Here is a 17,417-nt window from a genome sequence, read left to right on the forward strand (position 1 = left end):
AATCAGTAGTTCCAGTTCACGCTAAAGTTCACATTAGTACGGTCGGTCTTAAATCCATCCGGTTTGGAGAATGGGGTACTGACGGCAAAGTCATAGCTAATATTGGCGAAATTCAGATTGCAGCGTATACCTGCTACACCGCCAGCCAGATGGCGGCCAATTAATGGATTACCATCCATACCACGACCGCCAACCTCACCATAGTCCGCTCCAAGATAGAACTCCTGTGAAGGTAATGGTGTCTTCCAGGCTAAAGTGTTCTGGATAAACCAGCCCCGATCAGCACTTAAAGAGCGCTCACCGTCAAAGCCCCGGACAGTCCAGTGGTTGCCTATAGTGAATTGATCCTGTGGTGTCAGTTGTGTATTACTCATCTGACGCAAATATTTCGCCTGATAACGGAATGACTGGTTTCTGATACTGAACGGTACTTCAAGATCTGCTGACCATTGGAGAATTTTGGAAAGTGCTGTTGCATGATCGTTACCTGACCGCCACTCTTCAAACGCCGGTTGAGCCCCGAACCAACGAGTACCACGCTGATAGCTGACACCAACATCTAATGTTGTTGTTCCAAAATAATGGCGATGATCCAGCTCTAGCTTCCAATCAGTCGTATTGCGTTCTTGGCTATCTACTTTGGCGTTACCAATAAAATTTTTACTTTGGCGCAGCCTGATTTCATAGATAGCAGTAGTTTTGGATGAGGCATTCCGATGCAGTATGCGACTTAGCTAGGTAGTAAAGCTATTTCCTTCACCACGATATAATTCATCCCCGGTACCATATAATGGTACGGTTTGTGCATAGGTATAATGGCTACCGGTAACTCTAAACTGCCAATAACCAAAGGGTACAGAATAGTGAGCACTGTAATTTTTTGTGCTTTTTTTCCCGGCAAAACCGAGGTCACGACTCGCTGTCACGTAAAACAGATCACTTAATGATGCTGGATTATCCAGGGCTAACATCACTCCCCCCTGATAACGCCCGGTACTTTTATTGCCGCTATCATCTATCCAAGCACCTACCCGCCAGTAACGAGATTGCTGGCGGTGAATCACAACATCACTTTCTCCCGGCTTTGCGGCGGGAACCAATTCCATTTTAGCCTGCACTGTAGGGAGGCGTTGAAGGTTTTCCAATCCCTGCTCAATATCGCGCAGATCAAATAAATCTCCGTTATGGGCAGGAATTGCTGTATATAACGTAGCGTAATGATTTGATTCTGGAGTTTTGGTAATTTGATGAATTTTACCGGCCAACACAACTAGTTTCAGTTTACCTTCGCGCAAATCCTGTTGAGGAGCTAGTACGCGACTGGTAACCCAACTGTGGCTGATCAAGCGATCTTGCATATACCCATCAATTGATTGATACCTTGTGCCCCTAAGCATTGTCCGTTGGCTTGATCCGCCAAGTGTTGCAGAGGCAGCCAGTGAGGAAGGTCTTCTTGGCCGGATAATGTCACTTGATGAATGACAAAACAGGGAAATTCTTTGGGAAATTTCAAATTGGAAGCAGACAGAGTGTCATCCGAAAGTTTAACTGTTGGTGCTTTTGCTTCCAAACGTTGTTCTAATGCCTGTTGTTGCTGTTGCTGTTGCTGATATTGCTGTTGTTTCTGTTGTTGAGTAAGAGATTGGTTATCTGCATGTGCAGGCTGAATAGTAAATACAGCCCGTCCTGCCAATCCTATGAGCATATTGCTAGAAGTTACCTTTACCATAATTATTATTTAGTAATGTTTAATATTTTTTATTTTTCAGGAAGAAATAAGAAGGGCGGTATTATAGATTAAGTTGCACTATTTTCAATATAATAGGCTGTTTTTTATGTAAAAAATTTTTTAGATTAATTAACTAAAAAAATATAAAAATACGTTATTTAATTAAAATTAACAAAGCTATTTTAGATAAAACCAAGTATTTCCAACCAAATTATGGGATGATCTAAAACAAAATATCATGCAATAACTAAAGGAAACCTCTAAAAACTCTCTCATGCAAAAATAAGGTCAATGTTATCCCCATCCGTAATAACATTGACCTTATTGAATGTGATGCTTTCTTATTTTTTCAAGGATTAAAAGGCATAACTGACTGATTTTATAAAATAAACCAAACGTTGCAAGTCATAGCAGGTCACCATTAACATCATTCTGAAATTAGCCCGCAATTGGCCTATCGTCCGGATGAATTTTTCGCCCATCAGGGTGAAGGCGCCGAAGATATGTTCTACCCGTGCCCGGGGGGGGGGCGCGATCTTCTTGTTGCGTCCTTTCTGGCAGGTTGATAATGGATGATTTCGTGACGCTTTTCTCTGAATATGCACACGATAGCCTTGTGCCTTCAGCGCCTGCTCACGCTGATGGCTGGCATACCCCTTGTCAGCATAAATATCCCGGCTCGTATTGGCTCTGTCCAAAACGGCTTCAAAATAGTGGCTGTCATGGACAGAGGCGGTGCCTGTGGCGGCCTGACGAATGACTTTGTACTTCACATCGACATTAATCGTGAGCTTGTAGCCAAAATAATTTTTTCCGTGTTTTTTCGTCCATGACATGGATAACGAAATGACGGCACTTTCCCGTCAGCAAGCAGGGGATGGGCACTTGCTGACTATTCCCGGTGTCGGTCCCCTGATTGCGGCGGCTTTCGTAAGTGACGTCAACGCATCCCAATTTGCTAATGGTCGGCAACTGTCAGCCTGGTGTGGTTTAGTCCCCCGGCAACACAATGTGGCGCCATGAAAGTGGTGGTTGCTTTAGCTAACAAGCTGACCCGAATTATCTGGCGTATTCTGACGGATAAGGTTGATTATAATATGAAAAAAGCTTTTGCTATCCATTAATTGAATTAAGTAAATCGAAACAGACGCTTTAACCGAGTTTGCAAACACTGATGAAAAAACGGCTATCGGCCCTGCAATAACCTGAGTAAAATCCAGGTAGACACATACCGATGAGGGATGATAAGGAAACAGGGTGCGGATGACATCATGGCGCGGGCAAATAAGTCCTTTATGACGCCGGATATATGGTAGCAAACCGTATCGACTCAATGCTTGCACAACCGGGGGCGTCCATATAGGGTTTTACGGTTTCAAATTACACTTGATTGTTAACCATCAGGGCGAAATTCTGGCACTTAAAGTGACTCTAGGTAATTTTCACTAACAACATGTCGAGTCTGAATGCCTGCACGGCCAAAGATCCAAGCGTCCGAGGTGTCCTGCTCTTCAGCCAGCATAGCATTGGTTACGATATTTTCCGGCAGGTAGGAGCCCAGACCAGAAAGAACGGCAGCACGTATCAGTACTTATCCCTCCTGAACAATCTTAGCTGCTGCCTCGACGCCACCCAGTGCGTCGAGATGACGGAGAGGATTCCAGAAATCCCGATAGCGCATGATCTGCCCATCTTTTGTCCATAAAACGGAGATATAGTCTTGTTCAAACTTCCTTCCCGTTACGGTAGCAAGACCATCACCATGAAATTCTCCTATCGCCATATTAGGATCTGTTGTTTCGTAGAAATTTACCTCAGTAAATCTGACAGTTAGGTATTCGGGAAATTTTTGCATGTGCTTCCAGATAACTTCGCGGCCTTCAAAGCGGGTTTCCCAACCTAGCGGAGCATAAGGAAATTCTAATATGCCATCAGGGTGAAATAGATCACACCATTCTCTGGCATTACCAGCTTCCAGTAACTGCAAACTACGAACAAGAACATTTTTAGCATTCATTTTTAATTCCTTTTTATAAGTGAGGGGAGAGGTTAGTCGACACAGCCTGACCTGGCAATACTGGCACACTGATTAAGGCTCGGAGAAATGTGAGAGGTAACCACTGTAATTCACTATGAGGGATCGCAAGCGTGAGGTTGGGGAATCGGCTGATTAATCGGTCGATGGCGATACGGCCTTCCAGACGCGCCAACGATGCGCCTATACATTGGTGAGTTCCATAGCCATAACCGAGGTGTCCATTGGAGTTACGAGTCACATCAAGACGATCAGGATTGTTGAACCGTTCAGCGTCATGGTTTGCCGTAAGGTTAGAAACGAGGATATATTCTCCTGCTGGTATGGTGACATCACCTAACTCGATATCTTCAATAGTGAACCGCAGCATTGAGGCACGGACTGGACTGTCGTAACGCACCAACTCCTCAAGTGCGTTGGGTAACAAATCTGGACGACTTCGCAATATGGCAAGCTGTTCTGGATTGCTTAGCAAAGTAACCATCGCGTTGCCAATCATGTTCATTGTGGTCTCGAAACCGCTCATCATCATTAGATGTGCCATTGAAACCAGTTGCGATTCATTTAATTGCTCCATCGTGTCTGCCGCTTGGACAAGGCCGGTAAACAGATCGTCAGCAGGATGAGATCTTTTGGCTTCTAAAAGGTTTTTTATATATTTGGCCTGTTCATCTGCCAGTGCCTTGGCATCTGTGGCAGATAATAATTGTGACTGGCTTTCCCAGGATGAACTAACATGGTCGCGTTCAGACTCAGGTATACCTAGCAACTCAAATATCACTGCTATAGTCAACGGTACGGCAAAGTCAGCCATCAGGTCTGCCCGTTCTTGCATAGCCATTGCATCCAATAATTCCTCAGTTACCCTTTCAATGTAGGGTTGCAACTTTTTAACCTGCTTAGCAATGAAGGCGTGGCTGATTAGGTTGCGAAAAATGGTATGATCGGGTGCATCGGCATTCAACATGTGCTGACTGAGAGACGCGCCAACTTCCAGACATTTTTTCCCTGTACGGCGGGTATAAAGTTCAGCGGCACCTTTCGCGTCTCGTCGTACACCTGGATGTGATAAAACCGTTTTGGCATCACGATAGCGGGTTACGACCCAAACAGGATGATTCAACGCAAGATGGACAGGACGTGGCAAACCATCCACTTGAAGACCATCATAGAGTGAATGCAACGGAGAGATCAGCTCCTCCCCCAGTCTGAGTTTGTGATCAGACATGTTGTTGCTCCTTGCTGGCTGAAACAGGGGTAATGATCGGCTTGAACATCTTGTCTAGAACATAGTCAGGCAACCAATGTGCGAGCAATGCAGCCCGCCGAATATCCGAACCCACACGGTATCGCGTTTTCGGCTTAGCGCTAGTGAGAGCTGAAAAGATCGCAGATGCGACATGAGCTGGTGTTGTACGGCTGTATCGAGCACTTTGCTTAATAGCTTGCAAAAAATTGAGATAGGTATTGCGGTAAAGATCAGAAACCTCATCGGGAGCCAGCGATATCGCTTTCTCACCTTCTACCGCGATTTTGTTCCAGATTGGTGTCCATATTATACCAGGGCTGACGACTGAAACCATAATCCCCATCGGGGCCAGTTCACGGCGCAGTGCGTCGCTTAAGCCTTCCTTGGCAAACTGTGCCGCTGAATAGGCACCAAGATAGGGGATTGCGACAGTTCCCAATCCGGATGTGACATTAATTAAACGGGCAGTTTCGCTTCGGCGTAACAGAGGAAGCATTGCTCGCGTCACGGCAAGCTGACCAATCAAGTTTACCTCCAGTTGATTACGTAGAAGATCGCTCGATACGCACTCCAAAGGGGCGGAGATGCAAATCCCCGCATTATTAACTAATCCCCAGAGCCCTTGTTCTCCAACTTTTTCCGACACCTGAGCTGCAGCGGTGATGATAGAATTTTCGTCAGTCACATCGATAATAAGAGGAGCGATTCGTCCTGATGTACAGTCGGCCGCCAGTTTTTCACCGTCCTCTTGTTGACGCACACAGCCAATCACTTGAAAGCCTTTTTCTGCCAGATATAACGCGGTTTCTCGCCCCAGTCCCGTGGAAGCTCCAGTGATCAACACATACTTGCCTTGCGGTGGTGTAGATTTGAGAGTGAACACGATGTCATTACTCCTTATTGGTTAATCGCTGTTGGTTCGTTAAGTGCAGATAGCAGCACCTGAACACAGGTGTCGGCCAGTTGTGTTGCACGGCTGGCAGGCACTGCATCATAGATATGAGTGAAATTCCAAAAAAGCGTGTTGTGGCTGGTGTTGATAGTGGCAACAAAATAGCCGTTCACCGATATTCCGGTCAGGAACTGTGCGCCTGTTACGTACCAGTTGCCGATCCGATCGGGAAATTCGTAGCGTCCAATATTGGATGAGCACAAGTTGATCGGCCCCTCTGATTCCATAAACTCAATGAATGAACGGGCTTCTGTCATCGACTGTGGCGCGGCGTCTGCCACCAGATTTATCATGTTAAAGTGGTGTCCCAACGCCTTACGTTTAGCCAAATCGGTGGTAATGTCACGGGCGATATCCCAAAAAGGCTGCGAAACATTTACCAACGACAGGACTGTTGCCACGTAGGTACCGACTTCATCGTGGCTTACGGCAGGCACTAGTTCGCGACGAAAATCTATTGGTGAACCAACGGCAAATTGAGTGGGATGATTTTGATCATCTAGTGCCGCAGCAAGCACCAGGGCCGCCGTCAACGCACCGTGCACGGTGGTACCATGCATACGAGAGGTCTGGATTAAGATATCAAGTTGATCACTATTGAGCTCTCTTCGCAACAACTGGGTGCGTCGTTTCTCCAGAGAAACTACACGGCTGGGTATTACTCGGCCTGGCTTGTGCGTGCCCATCAGCTTTGCATCCTGCGCCGTTTGCTCAGCCAGTTGTGTGTCCCCCTCTTCACCCATAAACTTCGGTGGTAGCATTTCCTCTGCGGATGGCAAAGCTCTGGCTATCCACGAAGACGACACAGGATCATTCGCAAGCGTGAGCCACTGTTCAGCCAGCGACAATACCGTAGTTCCATCGGCAATGATATGAGGCACTATCACCAGTAGGTCATGAATTCCGTCGGGGCCGTTGAGCACCACAGTACGGATCAGCGGTCCGATGTCGGGATTCACACGTTCCATTAGTTCGCGTTCATTGACCTCATCGATCCATTGTTGATCTTGTGCAAAATGAACCTCTCGTAACGGAATAGCCTGATCACAGGGTACCCACCTCGGATTAAGACCATTGTCATGTTCAATACGGGTTCTCAGCAACGGATGCCGCGCCTGTAACTCGTCTAATCCGCTGCGTAGTACCGCCATTTGTAGTTCGCCATGCACACGAACGCGAGAGATTACATTTAATGTCGAAAACTGGTCGCACAGCCAGTACCAACGCTCTACGCAAGAGAGTGGACGATTTATTTCAGTCATGGTTATTCGACTCCAGGAAAAAGCAATGCCATTTCTTTTTTTTGGTTAACGAGCGTTCAGAAACAAACCGAAAGTAGAGGTTGCGGGCAAAACTCCCGTTATCCAGTACCCGGCCAAGATCACCAGTTCGGTAAAGTTTCACACCGACACGCCATAGGTGCGGTAGAAAGTGTTCTTCCGTCAATTCAGGCGATCCACGATACCCTTTAGCCAGACAGCCTCCGTCTGTATAGATTTTACCGATAACTCCCACCGCTACTAGTCTCATCTGCAAGCTCCAAGCATCGCTGACGATATGGTGTGTTCGCACATGTACGTATACCGATTCAGTCGTTCGCAACAAGGTAAAATCGACAAAACTACCGTCATTGAGCTTGTAACTGTGACTAAAAGCATTTTGTAACCAAGACTCGGCGGCAGATGTAGAATCAGCCTGGTGGGTTAGATATATTAGAGTTACTTGGTATTCAAATTCTTTATCGACCCATTGATAAGGAGTACCATCCTCTTCATTAAATCGTAACCTGAATGTATCCGTTTTCTCAGCAGCATTAATCAAAGCGGCTTTAACCCAGATATCTCTTTGGTAAGGTGATAATGAAATGTAAGTCGAGTTCGCGTATATCACGGGCGCGGCCTTGTATTTGTTATTCACAAAAAAAGTAACATTTTGTGCATAATCAAGTTGTATTTTTGTTAAATTTTACATTGCCATATAAAAAAAATACCAGTAAATTTAATTTGCTGACAACCCGGCGCTTATGGGATGATTGAAAATGTAAGTTTTATATTAACCTATTGATATGAATATAAATATAAATTTACATCTACTACTTTCACTAGTTTTAGTATCAAACCATATGACTGAATTAATAAAATTTAATGGATTGAGAATTTACTCAAAAACATATCAATAACGGGTCTAATGGAATCAACCCCAAAAAATGGATCGATGCCATCGGCACCATTGGTTTGTACGCCAGGTTAGGCTGGGATGATAGTACTGATGCCCACCGCGATATCGCTTTCCTTAGCCAGCCAAGGGTTGTAGCAACCTGAACTTTCCCGTGCCGATCTTGGCTCTCCTGCGCCAGAGGTAGTCGCCGATCAGGTTGACGTGCTCCCTGCGACCTAACCATTGGGTTCATGACTCAGGGAAAATGGTAAAAGACTGATCTTACCTCAGAAGCGAAAATGCTAATCCGTTCCACGGCAAGTACTCTGCAAAACATCACGTTACCCTTATAAAAAGAGAACCGCTCGCGCTTAAGCGAGCGGTATTACTGCCTGGCTGGGGGCTATATACAAAAATAAAGGCACTACAATAAATTGTGTGCCTTTATAACTTATTTTGGCCGATTTTTTAATGCTAATTATTGAGCTTCACGCTGGGCAATATAAGCCAGAGCTTTATCAATACGAGAGAGTGAACGTGCCTGATTAATAGCGTGAATAGTGACGTCAACACTCGGAGATTGACCCGCACCAGTCACTGCAACACGGAGTGGCATACCCACTTTACCCATACCGATTTCCAATTCGTCAGCGGTTGACTGAATTGCATGGTGGATATTCTCTGGTGTCCATTCGGTAATGACAGCCAGTTTTTCACGGACCACTTCTAATGGTTGACGAGCCACTGGGCGCAGATGTTTTTTCGCAGCATCTGCATCGAACTCTGTAAACTCTTCATAGAAATAACGACAAGCACTGGCCATTTCTTTCAATGTCTTGCAGCGTTCACCCAACAGTTTAATCAGTTCAACCAGTTCCGGGCCAGTACGTGTATCAATACCTTGTTGTTCAATATGCCATGCTAAGTAAACAGCAACTTTCTCCGCAGGCAGAGTATTAATGTAATGATGGTTCAACCATTGCAGCTTTTCAGTGTTGAAAGCGCTGGCTGATTTGCTGATAGCGTCAAGACTGAACAACTCAGTCATTTCTTCAACGCTGAAAATTTCCTGATCGCCATGTGACCATCCCAAACGAACCAGGTAGTTCAAAAGTGCTTCCGGCAGATAGCCATCATCACGATATTGCATCACGCTGACGGCACCGTGACGTTTGGACAATTTTTTACCATCGTCACCGAGGATCATAGAAACATGAGCATATTCTGGTACTGGTGCGCCAAGCGCTTTCAGAATATTAATTTGACGCGGGGTGTTATTGATATGGTCTTCACCACGAATAACATGAGTGATTTCCATATCCCAGTCATCAATGACAACACAGAAGTTATAAGTTGGTGAGCCATCAGTACGGCGAATAATCAAATCGTCCAACTCTTGGTTACTGAATTCAATCGGGCCACGGATGCTGTCATTAAAAATAACAGAGCCTTCCTGTGGGTTGCGGAAACGTACAACATGTGGCTCATCATGGCTATGTTGGCACTCACTATCACGACAACGACCGTCATAACGTGGTTTTTCGCCATTTGCCATCTGAGTTTCACGTAATTGTTCTAAGTGCTCTTTAGAACAATAGCAGCGATATGCTGTACCTTGTTCCAGCATTTCATCAATAACCTGATTATAACGGTCAAAACGTTTGGTCTGATAATAAGGGCCTTCATCCCAATTCAGATTTAACCAGTTCATTCCATCCATAATCGCATCAATGGCTTCCTGAGTTGAACGTTCCAGATCAGTGTCTTCGATGCGCAGAACAAATTCACCTTTGTTATGACGGCTGTATAGCCAGGAATAAAGGGCAGTACGTGCACCGCCAACGTGAAGATAGCCAGTAGGACTTGGTGCAAAACGGGTTTTTATTTTACTCATCGGGAATTGCCTTAATTACATTTCACTTTTCAGAGAACGTTTTGGATGATTGAAGTAACAATAGTAGGGGTTATTTTATCACTGGACTGCAATTCCTCAATGGCGTTAATGATAGGTTATTGAGGAAAGATAAGATACATGGTCTAAATGATAACTTAAGGTGACTATAATTGTTTCATTCTGTGTAATTTTGCGACGAATGGAAATTTTAGTAATAAAAACCGTTGACTCACTTCGAACTATCCCTATAATGCGACTCCATCACGACGGGGCGATTAGCTCAGTTGGTAGAGCATCTCCCTTACAAGGAGGGGGCCATTGGTTCGAGTCCGATATCGCCCACCATTTTCTCGTAGTGGTAAGCTGGAGAAAATATTAACCGTAGTGATGAAAATGATTTTATGATTGGGCGATTAGCTCAGTTGGTAGAGCATCTCCCTTACAAGGAGGGGGTCATCAGTTCGAATCTGGTATCGCCCACCAATCATAAGTCAGTGATATAGATGCCGTTACAGTAACTTTTCAGTAATAGTCATCATGCAGTAATAGTCATCATGAAGTGGGCGATTAGCTCAGTCGGTAGAGCATCTCCCTTACAAGGAGGGGGTCATCAGTTCGAATCTGGTATCGCCCACCACTTCATTAGATTGTTCCGCAGTATCACAGTGATATTTACGATGGGTCGTTAGCTCAGTCGGTAGAGCAGTTGACTTTTAATCAATTGGTCGCAGGTTCGAATCCTGCACGACCCACCATCTAGGTGCCCCACGATATGAAGTGGGCGATTAGCTCAGTTGGTAGAGCATCTCCCTTACAAGGAGGGGGTCATCAGTTCGAATCTGGTATCGCCCACCACTTCATCTGGCTTCTTATAATCCAGCTATCAAGTAATATACAAATAAAATCCATGTCTGATTTTTAACCGGGTTATGTAAAAACAACATAGTCTCTAAATAAGATCAGAAAATGCTGCTTTTTTACCTTGTTACTGAGTTTTTAATCCGTAACTTTTAAATTTTGTCAAAATTCGTTGCATCTCTTCGGCAGAAAGTATCGGAATATTTTTTGGAACATTTCCAATATTATTTCCAACAACAGGCAGGATTTTTAAATAAAGTTTCGCTAGTATTTCCACCTCATTCGCCAGCCATAGCGCTTTTTCCAGATTGGCTTCCATCGCAATCATGCCGTGATGTTGCATTAACAGCGCCTTACTGTGCTTAATTCCCTCCTTGACGCTCTTTGCCAGTTCAGGAGTCCCAAAGGTTGAATAGGGAATACAGGGAACATGGTCTGCTCCTGTCACCGCCACCATATAATGAATAGCAGGGATGGAATGATTAAGTATGGAAACTGCCGTTGCATTGACAGCATGGTTGTGCACAACGGCATTCAATTCAGGGCGTGCCTGATAGCAGGATAGATGAAAATGCCATTCACTTGATGGCACCTTATCCGGTTCAGCTTCCCCATCATGCTTGATATAGACGATCTGATCTGGGGTCAATTGTTCATAGGGGACACCACTGGGAGTGATCAGAAAACCATCCTGATAGCGAGTACTGATATTTCCTGATGTTCCTTGATTTAAATCCAGTGCATTCATCTTAAGACAAGTTTCAATGATTAACTGGCAGATATGTTCTCTATTTACCATAAAAAAATAGCCATTATGAATACTGCGGGTATAAATCGGGGAAAAGCGTGCGCAATCCTTCGGCACTGGCATCACAGATCCCGCGTTCTGTAATCAATCCGGTAACTAATTCTGCTGGTGTGACATCAAAAGCATAATTTCCACAAAGTGTCCCTTGCGGAACGGTATTGACCCAATTGCGTTTCCCTTGCGAAGTGAGCCCATAGACATGTGATTGCTCTTCACCTGAACGTTGTTCAATAGGGATCTCTTTTACGCCATCCCAAACCGTAAAATCCAATGTCGGTGATGGTAAAGCAACATAAAATGGCACTTGATTTGCTTTGGCTGCCAGGGCCTTAAGATAAGTACCAATCTTATTGCAAACATCCCCTCTAGCGGTTGTCCTGTCTGTACCAACAATACAAAGATCTACTTTCCCATGTTGCATCAAGTGACCGCCTGCATTATCAGCGATTAAAGTATGTGGTACACCGTGTGAACCTAATTCAAAAGCCGTCAATCCCCCCTGATTGCGAGGACGAGTTTCATCAACCCAAACATGAACTTTAATGCCTACATCATGTGCCATATAAATGGGGGATAATGCAGTACCCCAATCCACTGTTGCCAGCCATCCCGCGTTGCAGTGAGTCAATATATTTACGACTTCATCTGCTGATTTATTCGCAGCAATTCCCTGTATGATTTTTAGGCCATTTTCACCAATCTTACGGCATAGTTCGACATCTTCATCAGCAATTTCGTTGGCAATACGATAAGCAACCCCTTTACGCTGTAGAGGAAATGTATTTTCCAGTACTTGATATGAACGATCCAAAGCCCATTTTAAATTAATAGCAGTTGGTCGGGCCTTGACTAGCGTGTCATAAGCCAGTCGCAAGTTCTCATTGCTGCTGTTCTGATGCATTGCCAATGCCATACCATAAGCGGCAACAGCACCAATTAAAGGGGCGCCACGTACCCACATATCTTTAATCGCTGTTGCAGCATCCTGCATGGTGCTTAATTGAATGATTTGTAACTCAAAAGGCAGTTTGGTCTGATCGAAAATTTCGACGGTATATCCGTCGCCAGCAAGCCAAACAGATCGATAATGAATGCCATTAATTTTCATCTAAGTCTCTTAACCCTATGTGATATAACGTTTAATTAGTGAAAAATCTCGGTGTTTATGCTTGTTGACAATTAACTCGTGTGCCAGTTTCAAGGCATGTTTTTCACAAGTGGCGCGTAGTGTTGGATCTTCAATCTGTTTGAAATCAGCGACACAGGCAAAGCCAATAATGCGGCGATTAATTTCAAGCCCGGCATAGACCAGAATTTCTTCAAATAAATTGGAGAAAAAATTATCTTGTGCTGCTTTAAGAAACGCTGAGCTGAAAGATCCTTGCTGGTAAATTCTGATAGGATAGGCTTCTCCGGCGCTCTTTTCATTCCATAGTTGATGAAAACGACGCACAAATACTGCCCATGTCGTTTCAATCTGTGTTAGAAGCCACGACTGATAATCAGTACATTGTTTTTTATTGTCTCGTAAAGCAGGTTGGGCAAAATAAGCTATAAACAAATTACCGATATAGTTGCCGATATCAAATGCCATTGGTCCCATGAAACTGAATTCCGGGTCTATTACCTTTGTAGAATCTGGCGTTACCATAATGGAGCCAGAGTGGAGATCACCGTGTAGTAAGGCTTGGGCTTCAGTCATGAATTTGTATTTATACTGCATTACAGTTTGGATCATTGCCTGATCCCGCCAAACAGCGTGGACGTCACTATCAAGTTGTGGAGAAGTCCAGTTGTTTCTTTCGGCATTAAAATATGGCTCTGTAAAAATCAGATCTTCGGTGATCTTACAAAGTTCGTGATTATTGGCAAAACGGCTTACCAGCTCTTTTTTTTCTTTACTGTCCATTCCGATATCAGAGGTATGGAATAGAGTATCAGCAAGAAAAATTCCAATATCTTCTGCAAGGTAAGGGAGTCTTTGACCGGCGATCAACTGCTTACGCAAGATAATATGCTGATCTAAATACTCCATCACAAATAAAGACATTCCTTCATCGTAGAAATACACATCGGGGACATACTGGCTGACAAATTTATTGACTTCTAGCAGGTTATGATATTCAAAATAGGTACGATCAAGAGAAAGTTGCCATGATTCTCCTGCTGCCCGTATATAAGGTAAGGCTTGTTTGACAACAACCGTTTTTTTAGCTCCAGCAACAATGAAAACTAAGTTGAGATTCCCATCACCAACTTCTTTTATTTGCCATGTTTCAGGCAATCCGCCGAGTGAGATTGTTGTTGGTAAATTTTTCGCAAGATAATGTGGTAAGGATTCACAAGTTTGTGGGATATATTCAGTAGGAACATAAGCAGACATTATTTTTCATCCTGATAATTTCATGAAGGGAAGTTCATAATCTGTACAGTGATAACATATTCTGCGGTAATGGATTTTCACATTTGTTAACAATAAGTATACAAACGTAAAGTGTCTGTGATGGAAATAACGAATATAGTCTACAACCAGCGAAAGTCATCAGGTTTTTGGCTTTGGCTGAGGAGGAAGGCCATAAGCAGCTCTGGCGCGATCACAGGCTTCATTGTAATCACCAGTTTCCCATGCGTGAGAAAATTCCTTACAAGGAGAAGGTCTTTTATCATAAATGGAACAGGAAACTGAGTAGCCAATTTCCCCTTGTAGTTTTATACAGCGAGGATATAACTCATTCGTGCCTTTCATACAGCACATCAAGTTGTTCAGTTTTTCAGTGGCAGAGATGGGAACGGACCCTCCTCCATCTTCTGTTTCTGCCCAATAAAACGAAACACGAAAATATGCACAACAAGCACCGCAGCTAATGCAGGGGTTATTCAAAGATTGAGAATTTAACACTTGACTCATACCAGATGTCTCTATCTAATTTTTAAGATATTCACTTAGGTAAAATAGCTCTGATCTCAAGAGTTCATTTTTATATATCCTGAGTCTTTAAAGCTATAGCTTTGTTGGCCGCACGTTGAAATTCATAGGGCATATGGAAAGATAGCCTCTTTGAGAATAGATTATCTTTTTAGAGAATAGGGGATATCAAGAGAAATTTATTTTTCAATGTTAAAAATAAAAAAAACCTTAATTAATAGACTGTTTTTGATTTAGATAATTGAATATTACTTTTTAAAAAGTAATAACAATTTTACTCTGAAAATGTTTTCTGAAAAAAGATAATATTATGTTTCAGTATTTCATTGTGAAAAGATAAATGTCAGCCCGGAAAATTAAATGCTCAGGATCGGTATTTTCTCCACGAAGCCATGAATCTATACAAGCATTGATAATGTTGCTATGGCTTTGACGCCGCATTGTTTAGCTAAATGAGTACTCATAACATCCCATGAGTTGGCTAATATGAGGTTTCCTTCTTCATATAATTGGCTAAAAAATTGAATTTTTTCTTCTAGGCCTATTTTTATCATGTTATTTTCTTATGAAATAGAATTCATAATTGTAAATATCATGGTTATACATTTTTTATAGTGATGCTAAATCATTGTACTGACTATTTATATAGTCAACATATTGATTAATAAAAAAGTACTAAATTAAAATCATAATACCTTTATTGCTTTAATAATTATTTCATATAAAAATATTTCCATTAAATTTTTTACTTTGCAAGTAAAGAAAAAATAGCATCAGTAATTTTAGCTAAAGCAATATTATTGACATTCTCTGGATCGTACAAGGTAATACACATATCTTTTGATGCAAGTGGTGACCAATTTTCAGGCTTGGTAACACCATAAAGAGCAACAATTTTTTTCTTTAATGCTGCTGATAAATGGCAAATACCTCCATCGCCAACCACAATCAAGGTCATATTATTTAATAATGCCAGAAAAGAGTTTAGAGAATCACACATAACAATCTGACTATTATCACCTATACGTGAAGTTAAATCTTCAGCTAAATACATATCATTGGGAAAAGTTGAAATAATAAATCTTGCGGTAGGATATTTTTCTGAAATTTTATCTGCAATTAAATTAAGTTTTTCATTATTAATTAAACTATATTTTCTATTGTTGGAAACAGAAAATAAAATTAATGGTTCTCCTGAATAAATCGATGTTGATGTATTATGCAACGTTATTGCAGGGAATAAATCAAATGATAAAGATTGCACACTAGGTGAAAAGGTACGTAATATCTTTAAAGCTTGATGGTAACCTTTTATGACTTCTTGATTGATTGAATAGTTAACTAATTTAGAATGCCATTTTTGATCTGCAACAACAGCATAGCGTTTTTTTGCTCCCAATAACCATAAAAATAAGTTATTGAGTTTCATTGGACTTGGTTTGGCGGAAATAGCAATATCGAAATTCTTCTTACGGAATTTCAGAGCAGTTTTTACGATAGAAAGATACTTGTTTCCTTGAGGAAGGACATTGATGCTTATGTCAGGGCATATATACTTAGTAAGTTCATAATTACTTTGTTCTATAAATAGACTAATCTCTGCATTGGGATATTTTTTCTGTAAAGATTTTATTAATGGCTGGGTACAGATAAGATCGCCAAGCCCATTTCTGCGTAATATAGCTATTTTCATGTTGAATGATAAAAGAAAAATTTTTTTCAAATGGCCGATACTGTTTTTAAGAATAGAACATTTATTTAATAATTCAATGTATTATGTAAAAAATCGTTCAAACGATATTTTACCTATGTGTTCTTTGTAAAGACTTATGAACATTTCTTTTAATTCCTCAATGCTAGAGGTTGGCTATAATTTTAGCTACTTCCAGCACGAAATGAGGAAAACCTAATGACTATGTTGAAAGAGAGACAAAATATGATCATTCGTGCAATGAATGACCAGAATCATTTAATGCAGCCCATCAGTAAGGAAAAATTTCAATTCCTTGGAGAGGCTTTTGGATGGGATCAATTGGCGGACGATATAAACTATTTAATAAAAGTTGGTTTAATTAACCACAAAGCTATTTATTTTGATGATGATGGTAGCTATGGTTTTAACCCCGATGCAATGGCTCTTACTGCTGCCGGCGTTGAATACGTCAATATGGATACAATTGATGATGAAATTAATTTTATGACTATAAAGGTCCATAAAAACACCCTTGAAAAGATTGAAACGATAATCAACAGAGCAAATTTTCCGAATGCTGAAAAACAAGAAATTTTACAATTAGTTAAAGAGAAAGGTATTGAGGCAGTAGTCAGTAAATGTGTTGATATTCTATTTGTGAATACTAGCCTTGCTACGGCTGTACTCTCTGAATTAACTAAATAAGAATGATATACTATGTCACGTTGCTTTTCGAATTAAAAAGGCTTCGCACTCGCGGGTCTTTTTGTTTCTACCAGTTGTCAACGTAGCATTTACAATTCAATATTTGAACACATCAGAAAATATCATCTAATTAAACTGGCTATTCCTTATCTTTGGGTGTATCAATACACAATAATTATATCTTTGGTGAGGATAGGATGTATGGGCTGGTATCGACATTATTTCAAAGACATTTACAGGCTATCCTTACAGGAAGCAGTAAATGGTAGGCTGTGTCCCTTAATATAAATTAGTAGTATTATCATCCAGTTGATTTTAATACTGGAATAAAATGATGGCACGCTACGACATTCCTGATGATGCTTGGATAGTGATAGAACCTTGTTTACCTCCTGTTCGTTCAAAACGGGC

The 17,417-nt window shown here is 42.0% G+C and carries 13 protein-coding genes, 5 tRNA genes and 4 pseudogenes; 8 read left to right on the plus strand and 14 right to left on the minus strand.

Annotated elements, in window-relative coordinates; translation table 11 throughout:
* Positions 1 to 2: 2 nt before the first annotated feature.
* From ABLA85_RS15160 to ABLA85_RS15170, 3 genes and pseudogenes are all read right to left on the minus strand, one after another.
* Positions 3 to 1,397, minus strand: a pseudogene (locus ABLA85_RS15160) (ShlB/FhaC/HecB family hemolysin secretion/activation protein).
* The gene (locus tag ABLA85_RS15165) at positions 1,343 to 1,705 is read right to left on the minus strand and encodes a POTRA domain-containing protein (RefSeq protein WP_367965235.1); all 363 of its coding nucleotides are present in this window, start codon (positions 1,703 to 1,705) and stop codon (positions 1,343 to 1,345) included. Before ABLA85_RS15165 ends, ABLA85_RS15160 begins: the two are co-directional and overlap by 55 nt.
* Before the next feature lie 380 nt (positions 1,706 to 2,085).
* Positions 2,086 to 2,562 (minus strand): annotated as a pseudogene (locus tag ABLA85_RS15170) (transposase); the annotation flags it as partial.
* A 61-nt stretch (positions 2,563 to 2,623) separates the two neighbouring features.
* On the opposite strand from ABLA85_RS15170, the pseudogene ABLA85_RS15175 reads away from it, so the two are divergent.
* Both ABLA85_RS15175 and ABLA85_RS15180 read left to right on the plus strand, forming a co-directional pair.
* Positions 2,624 to 2,740: pseudogene (locus ABLA85_RS15175) on the plus strand (transposase); the annotation flags it as partial.
* 294 nt (positions 2,741 to 3,034) lie between these two features.
* A pseudogene (locus ABLA85_RS15180) lies at positions 3,035 to 3,169 on the plus strand (transposase); the annotation flags it as partial.
* Positions 3,170 to 3,320: 151 nt separating this feature from the next.
* On the opposite strand, the gene ABLA85_RS15185 reads toward ABLA85_RS15180, so the two are convergent.
* From ABLA85_RS15185 to gltX, 6 genes are all read right to left on the minus strand, one after another.
* Entirely contained in the window at positions 3,321 to 3,746 is a 426-nt protein-coding gene (locus ABLA85_RS15185; protein WP_367965236.1) for a nuclear transport factor 2 family protein, read from the minus strand.
* A 13-nt stretch (positions 3,747 to 3,759) separates the two neighbouring features.
* Positions 3,760 to 4,992: a cytochrome P450 gene (locus ABLA85_RS15190; RefSeq protein WP_367965237.1), complete on the minus strand. Its 1,233-nt coding sequence runs from the start codon at positions 4,990 to 4,992 to the stop codon at positions 3,760 to 3,762.
* Positions 4,985 to 5,896, minus strand: coding sequence for an SDR family NAD(P)-dependent oxidoreductase (locus ABLA85_RS15195; RefSeq protein WP_367965238.1), 912 nt, complete (start codon positions 5,894 to 5,896; stop codon positions 4,985 to 4,987). Before ABLA85_RS15195 ends, ABLA85_RS15190 begins: the two co-directional genes overlap by 8 nt.
* Positions 5,897 to 5,910: 14 nt before the next feature.
* Positions 5,911 to 7,227, minus strand: coding sequence for a condensation domain-containing protein (locus ABLA85_RS15200; protein ID WP_367965239.1), 1,317 nt, complete (start codon positions 7,225 to 7,227; stop codon positions 5,911 to 5,913).
* On the minus strand, positions 7,220 to 7,918 hold the full coding sequence (locus tag ABLA85_RS15205; RefSeq protein ID WP_367965247.1) for a condensation domain-containing protein: 699 nt from the start codon (positions 7,916 to 7,918) through the stop codon (positions 7,220 to 7,222). The genes ABLA85_RS15200 and ABLA85_RS15205 overlap by 8 nt, the downstream gene beginning before the upstream one ends.
* Before the next feature lie 682 nt (positions 7,919 to 8,600).
* Positions 8,601 to 10,016 carry a glutamate--tRNA ligase gene (gene gltX / locus ABLA85_RS15210; protein WP_367965240.1) on the minus strand — a complete coding sequence of 472 codons (1,416 nt, stop codon included), beginning with the start codon at positions 10,014 to 10,016 and terminating at the stop codon, positions 8,601 to 8,603.
* 269 nt (positions 10,017 to 10,285) lie between these two features.
* Here gltX and ABLA85_RS15215 point away from each other — a divergent pair.
* The 5 genes from ABLA85_RS15215 (at position 10,286) to ABLA85_RS15235 (ending at position 10,871) form a co-directional block, all read left to right on the plus strand.
* Positions 10,286 to 10,361, plus strand: a tRNA-Val gene (locus ABLA85_RS15215).
* A gap of 62 nt (positions 10,362 to 10,423) precedes the next feature.
* A tRNA-Val gene (locus ABLA85_RS15220) sits at positions 10,424 to 10,499 on the plus strand.
* A gap of 78 nt (positions 10,500 to 10,577) precedes the next feature.
* A tRNA-Val gene (locus ABLA85_RS15225) sits at positions 10,578 to 10,653 on the plus strand.
* A gap of 42 nt (positions 10,654 to 10,695) precedes the next feature.
* Positions 10,696 to 10,771, plus strand: a tRNA-Lys gene (locus ABLA85_RS15230).
* Between the two features lie 24 nt (positions 10,772 to 10,795).
* Positions 10,796 to 10,871 (plus strand) — tRNA-Val (locus ABLA85_RS15235).
* A gap of 130 nt (positions 10,872 to 11,001) precedes the next feature.
* Here the strand turns inward: ABLA85_RS15235 and ABLA85_RS15240 are convergent.
* The 5 genes from ABLA85_RS15240 to ABLA85_RS15260 form a co-directional block, all read right to left on the minus strand.
* Positions 11,002 to 11,673 carry an L-fuculose-phosphate aldolase gene (locus tag ABLA85_RS15240; RefSeq protein WP_367965241.1) on the minus strand — a complete coding sequence of 224 codons (672 nt, stop codon included), beginning with the start codon at positions 11,671 to 11,673 and terminating at the stop codon, positions 11,002 to 11,004.
* Positions 11,674 to 11,686: 13 nt separating this feature from the next.
* Positions 11,687 to 12,790 carry an S-methyl-5-thioribose-1-phosphate isomerase gene (gene mtnA / locus ABLA85_RS15245; RefSeq protein WP_367965242.1) on the minus strand — a complete coding sequence of 368 codons (1,104 nt, stop codon included), beginning with the start codon at positions 12,788 to 12,790 and terminating at the stop codon, positions 11,687 to 11,689.
* A 15-nt stretch (positions 12,791 to 12,805) separates the two neighbouring features.
* Positions 12,806 to 14,065 carry an S-methyl-5-thioribose kinase gene (gene mtnK, locus ABLA85_RS15250; protein WP_367965243.1) on the minus strand — a complete coding sequence of 420 codons (1,260 nt, stop codon included), beginning with the start codon at positions 14,063 to 14,065 and terminating at the stop codon, positions 12,806 to 12,808.
* Positions 14,066 to 14,224: 159 nt separating this feature from the next.
* Complete coding sequence (locus ABLA85_RS15255; protein WP_367965244.1) at positions 14,225 to 14,590, minus strand: YkgJ family cysteine cluster protein; 366 nt, start codon at positions 14,588 to 14,590, stop codon at positions 14,225 to 14,227.
* Between the two features lie 763 nt (positions 14,591 to 15,353).
* Entirely contained in the window at positions 15,354 to 16,331 is a 978-nt protein-coding gene (locus ABLA85_RS15260; protein WP_367965245.1) for a glycosyltransferase family 9 protein, read from the minus strand.
* A gap of 186 nt (positions 16,332 to 16,517) precedes the next feature.
* Here ABLA85_RS15260 and ABLA85_RS15265 point away from each other — a divergent pair, with 186 nt between their 5' ends.
* Positions 16,518 to 17,006 (plus strand): hypothetical protein, encoded by a 489-nt coding sequence (locus tag ABLA85_RS15265; RefSeq protein ID WP_367965246.1) that lies wholly within the window; start codon positions 16,518 to 16,520, stop codon positions 17,004 to 17,006.
* The last annotated feature ends 411 nt before the right edge of the window (positions 17,007 to 17,417 follow it).

It is taken from the genome of Xenorhabdus sp. SGI246 (assembly GCF_040838225.1).
Lineage (GTDB): Bacteria > Pseudomonadota > Gammaproteobacteria > Enterobacterales > Enterobacteriaceae > Xenorhabdus > Xenorhabdus indica.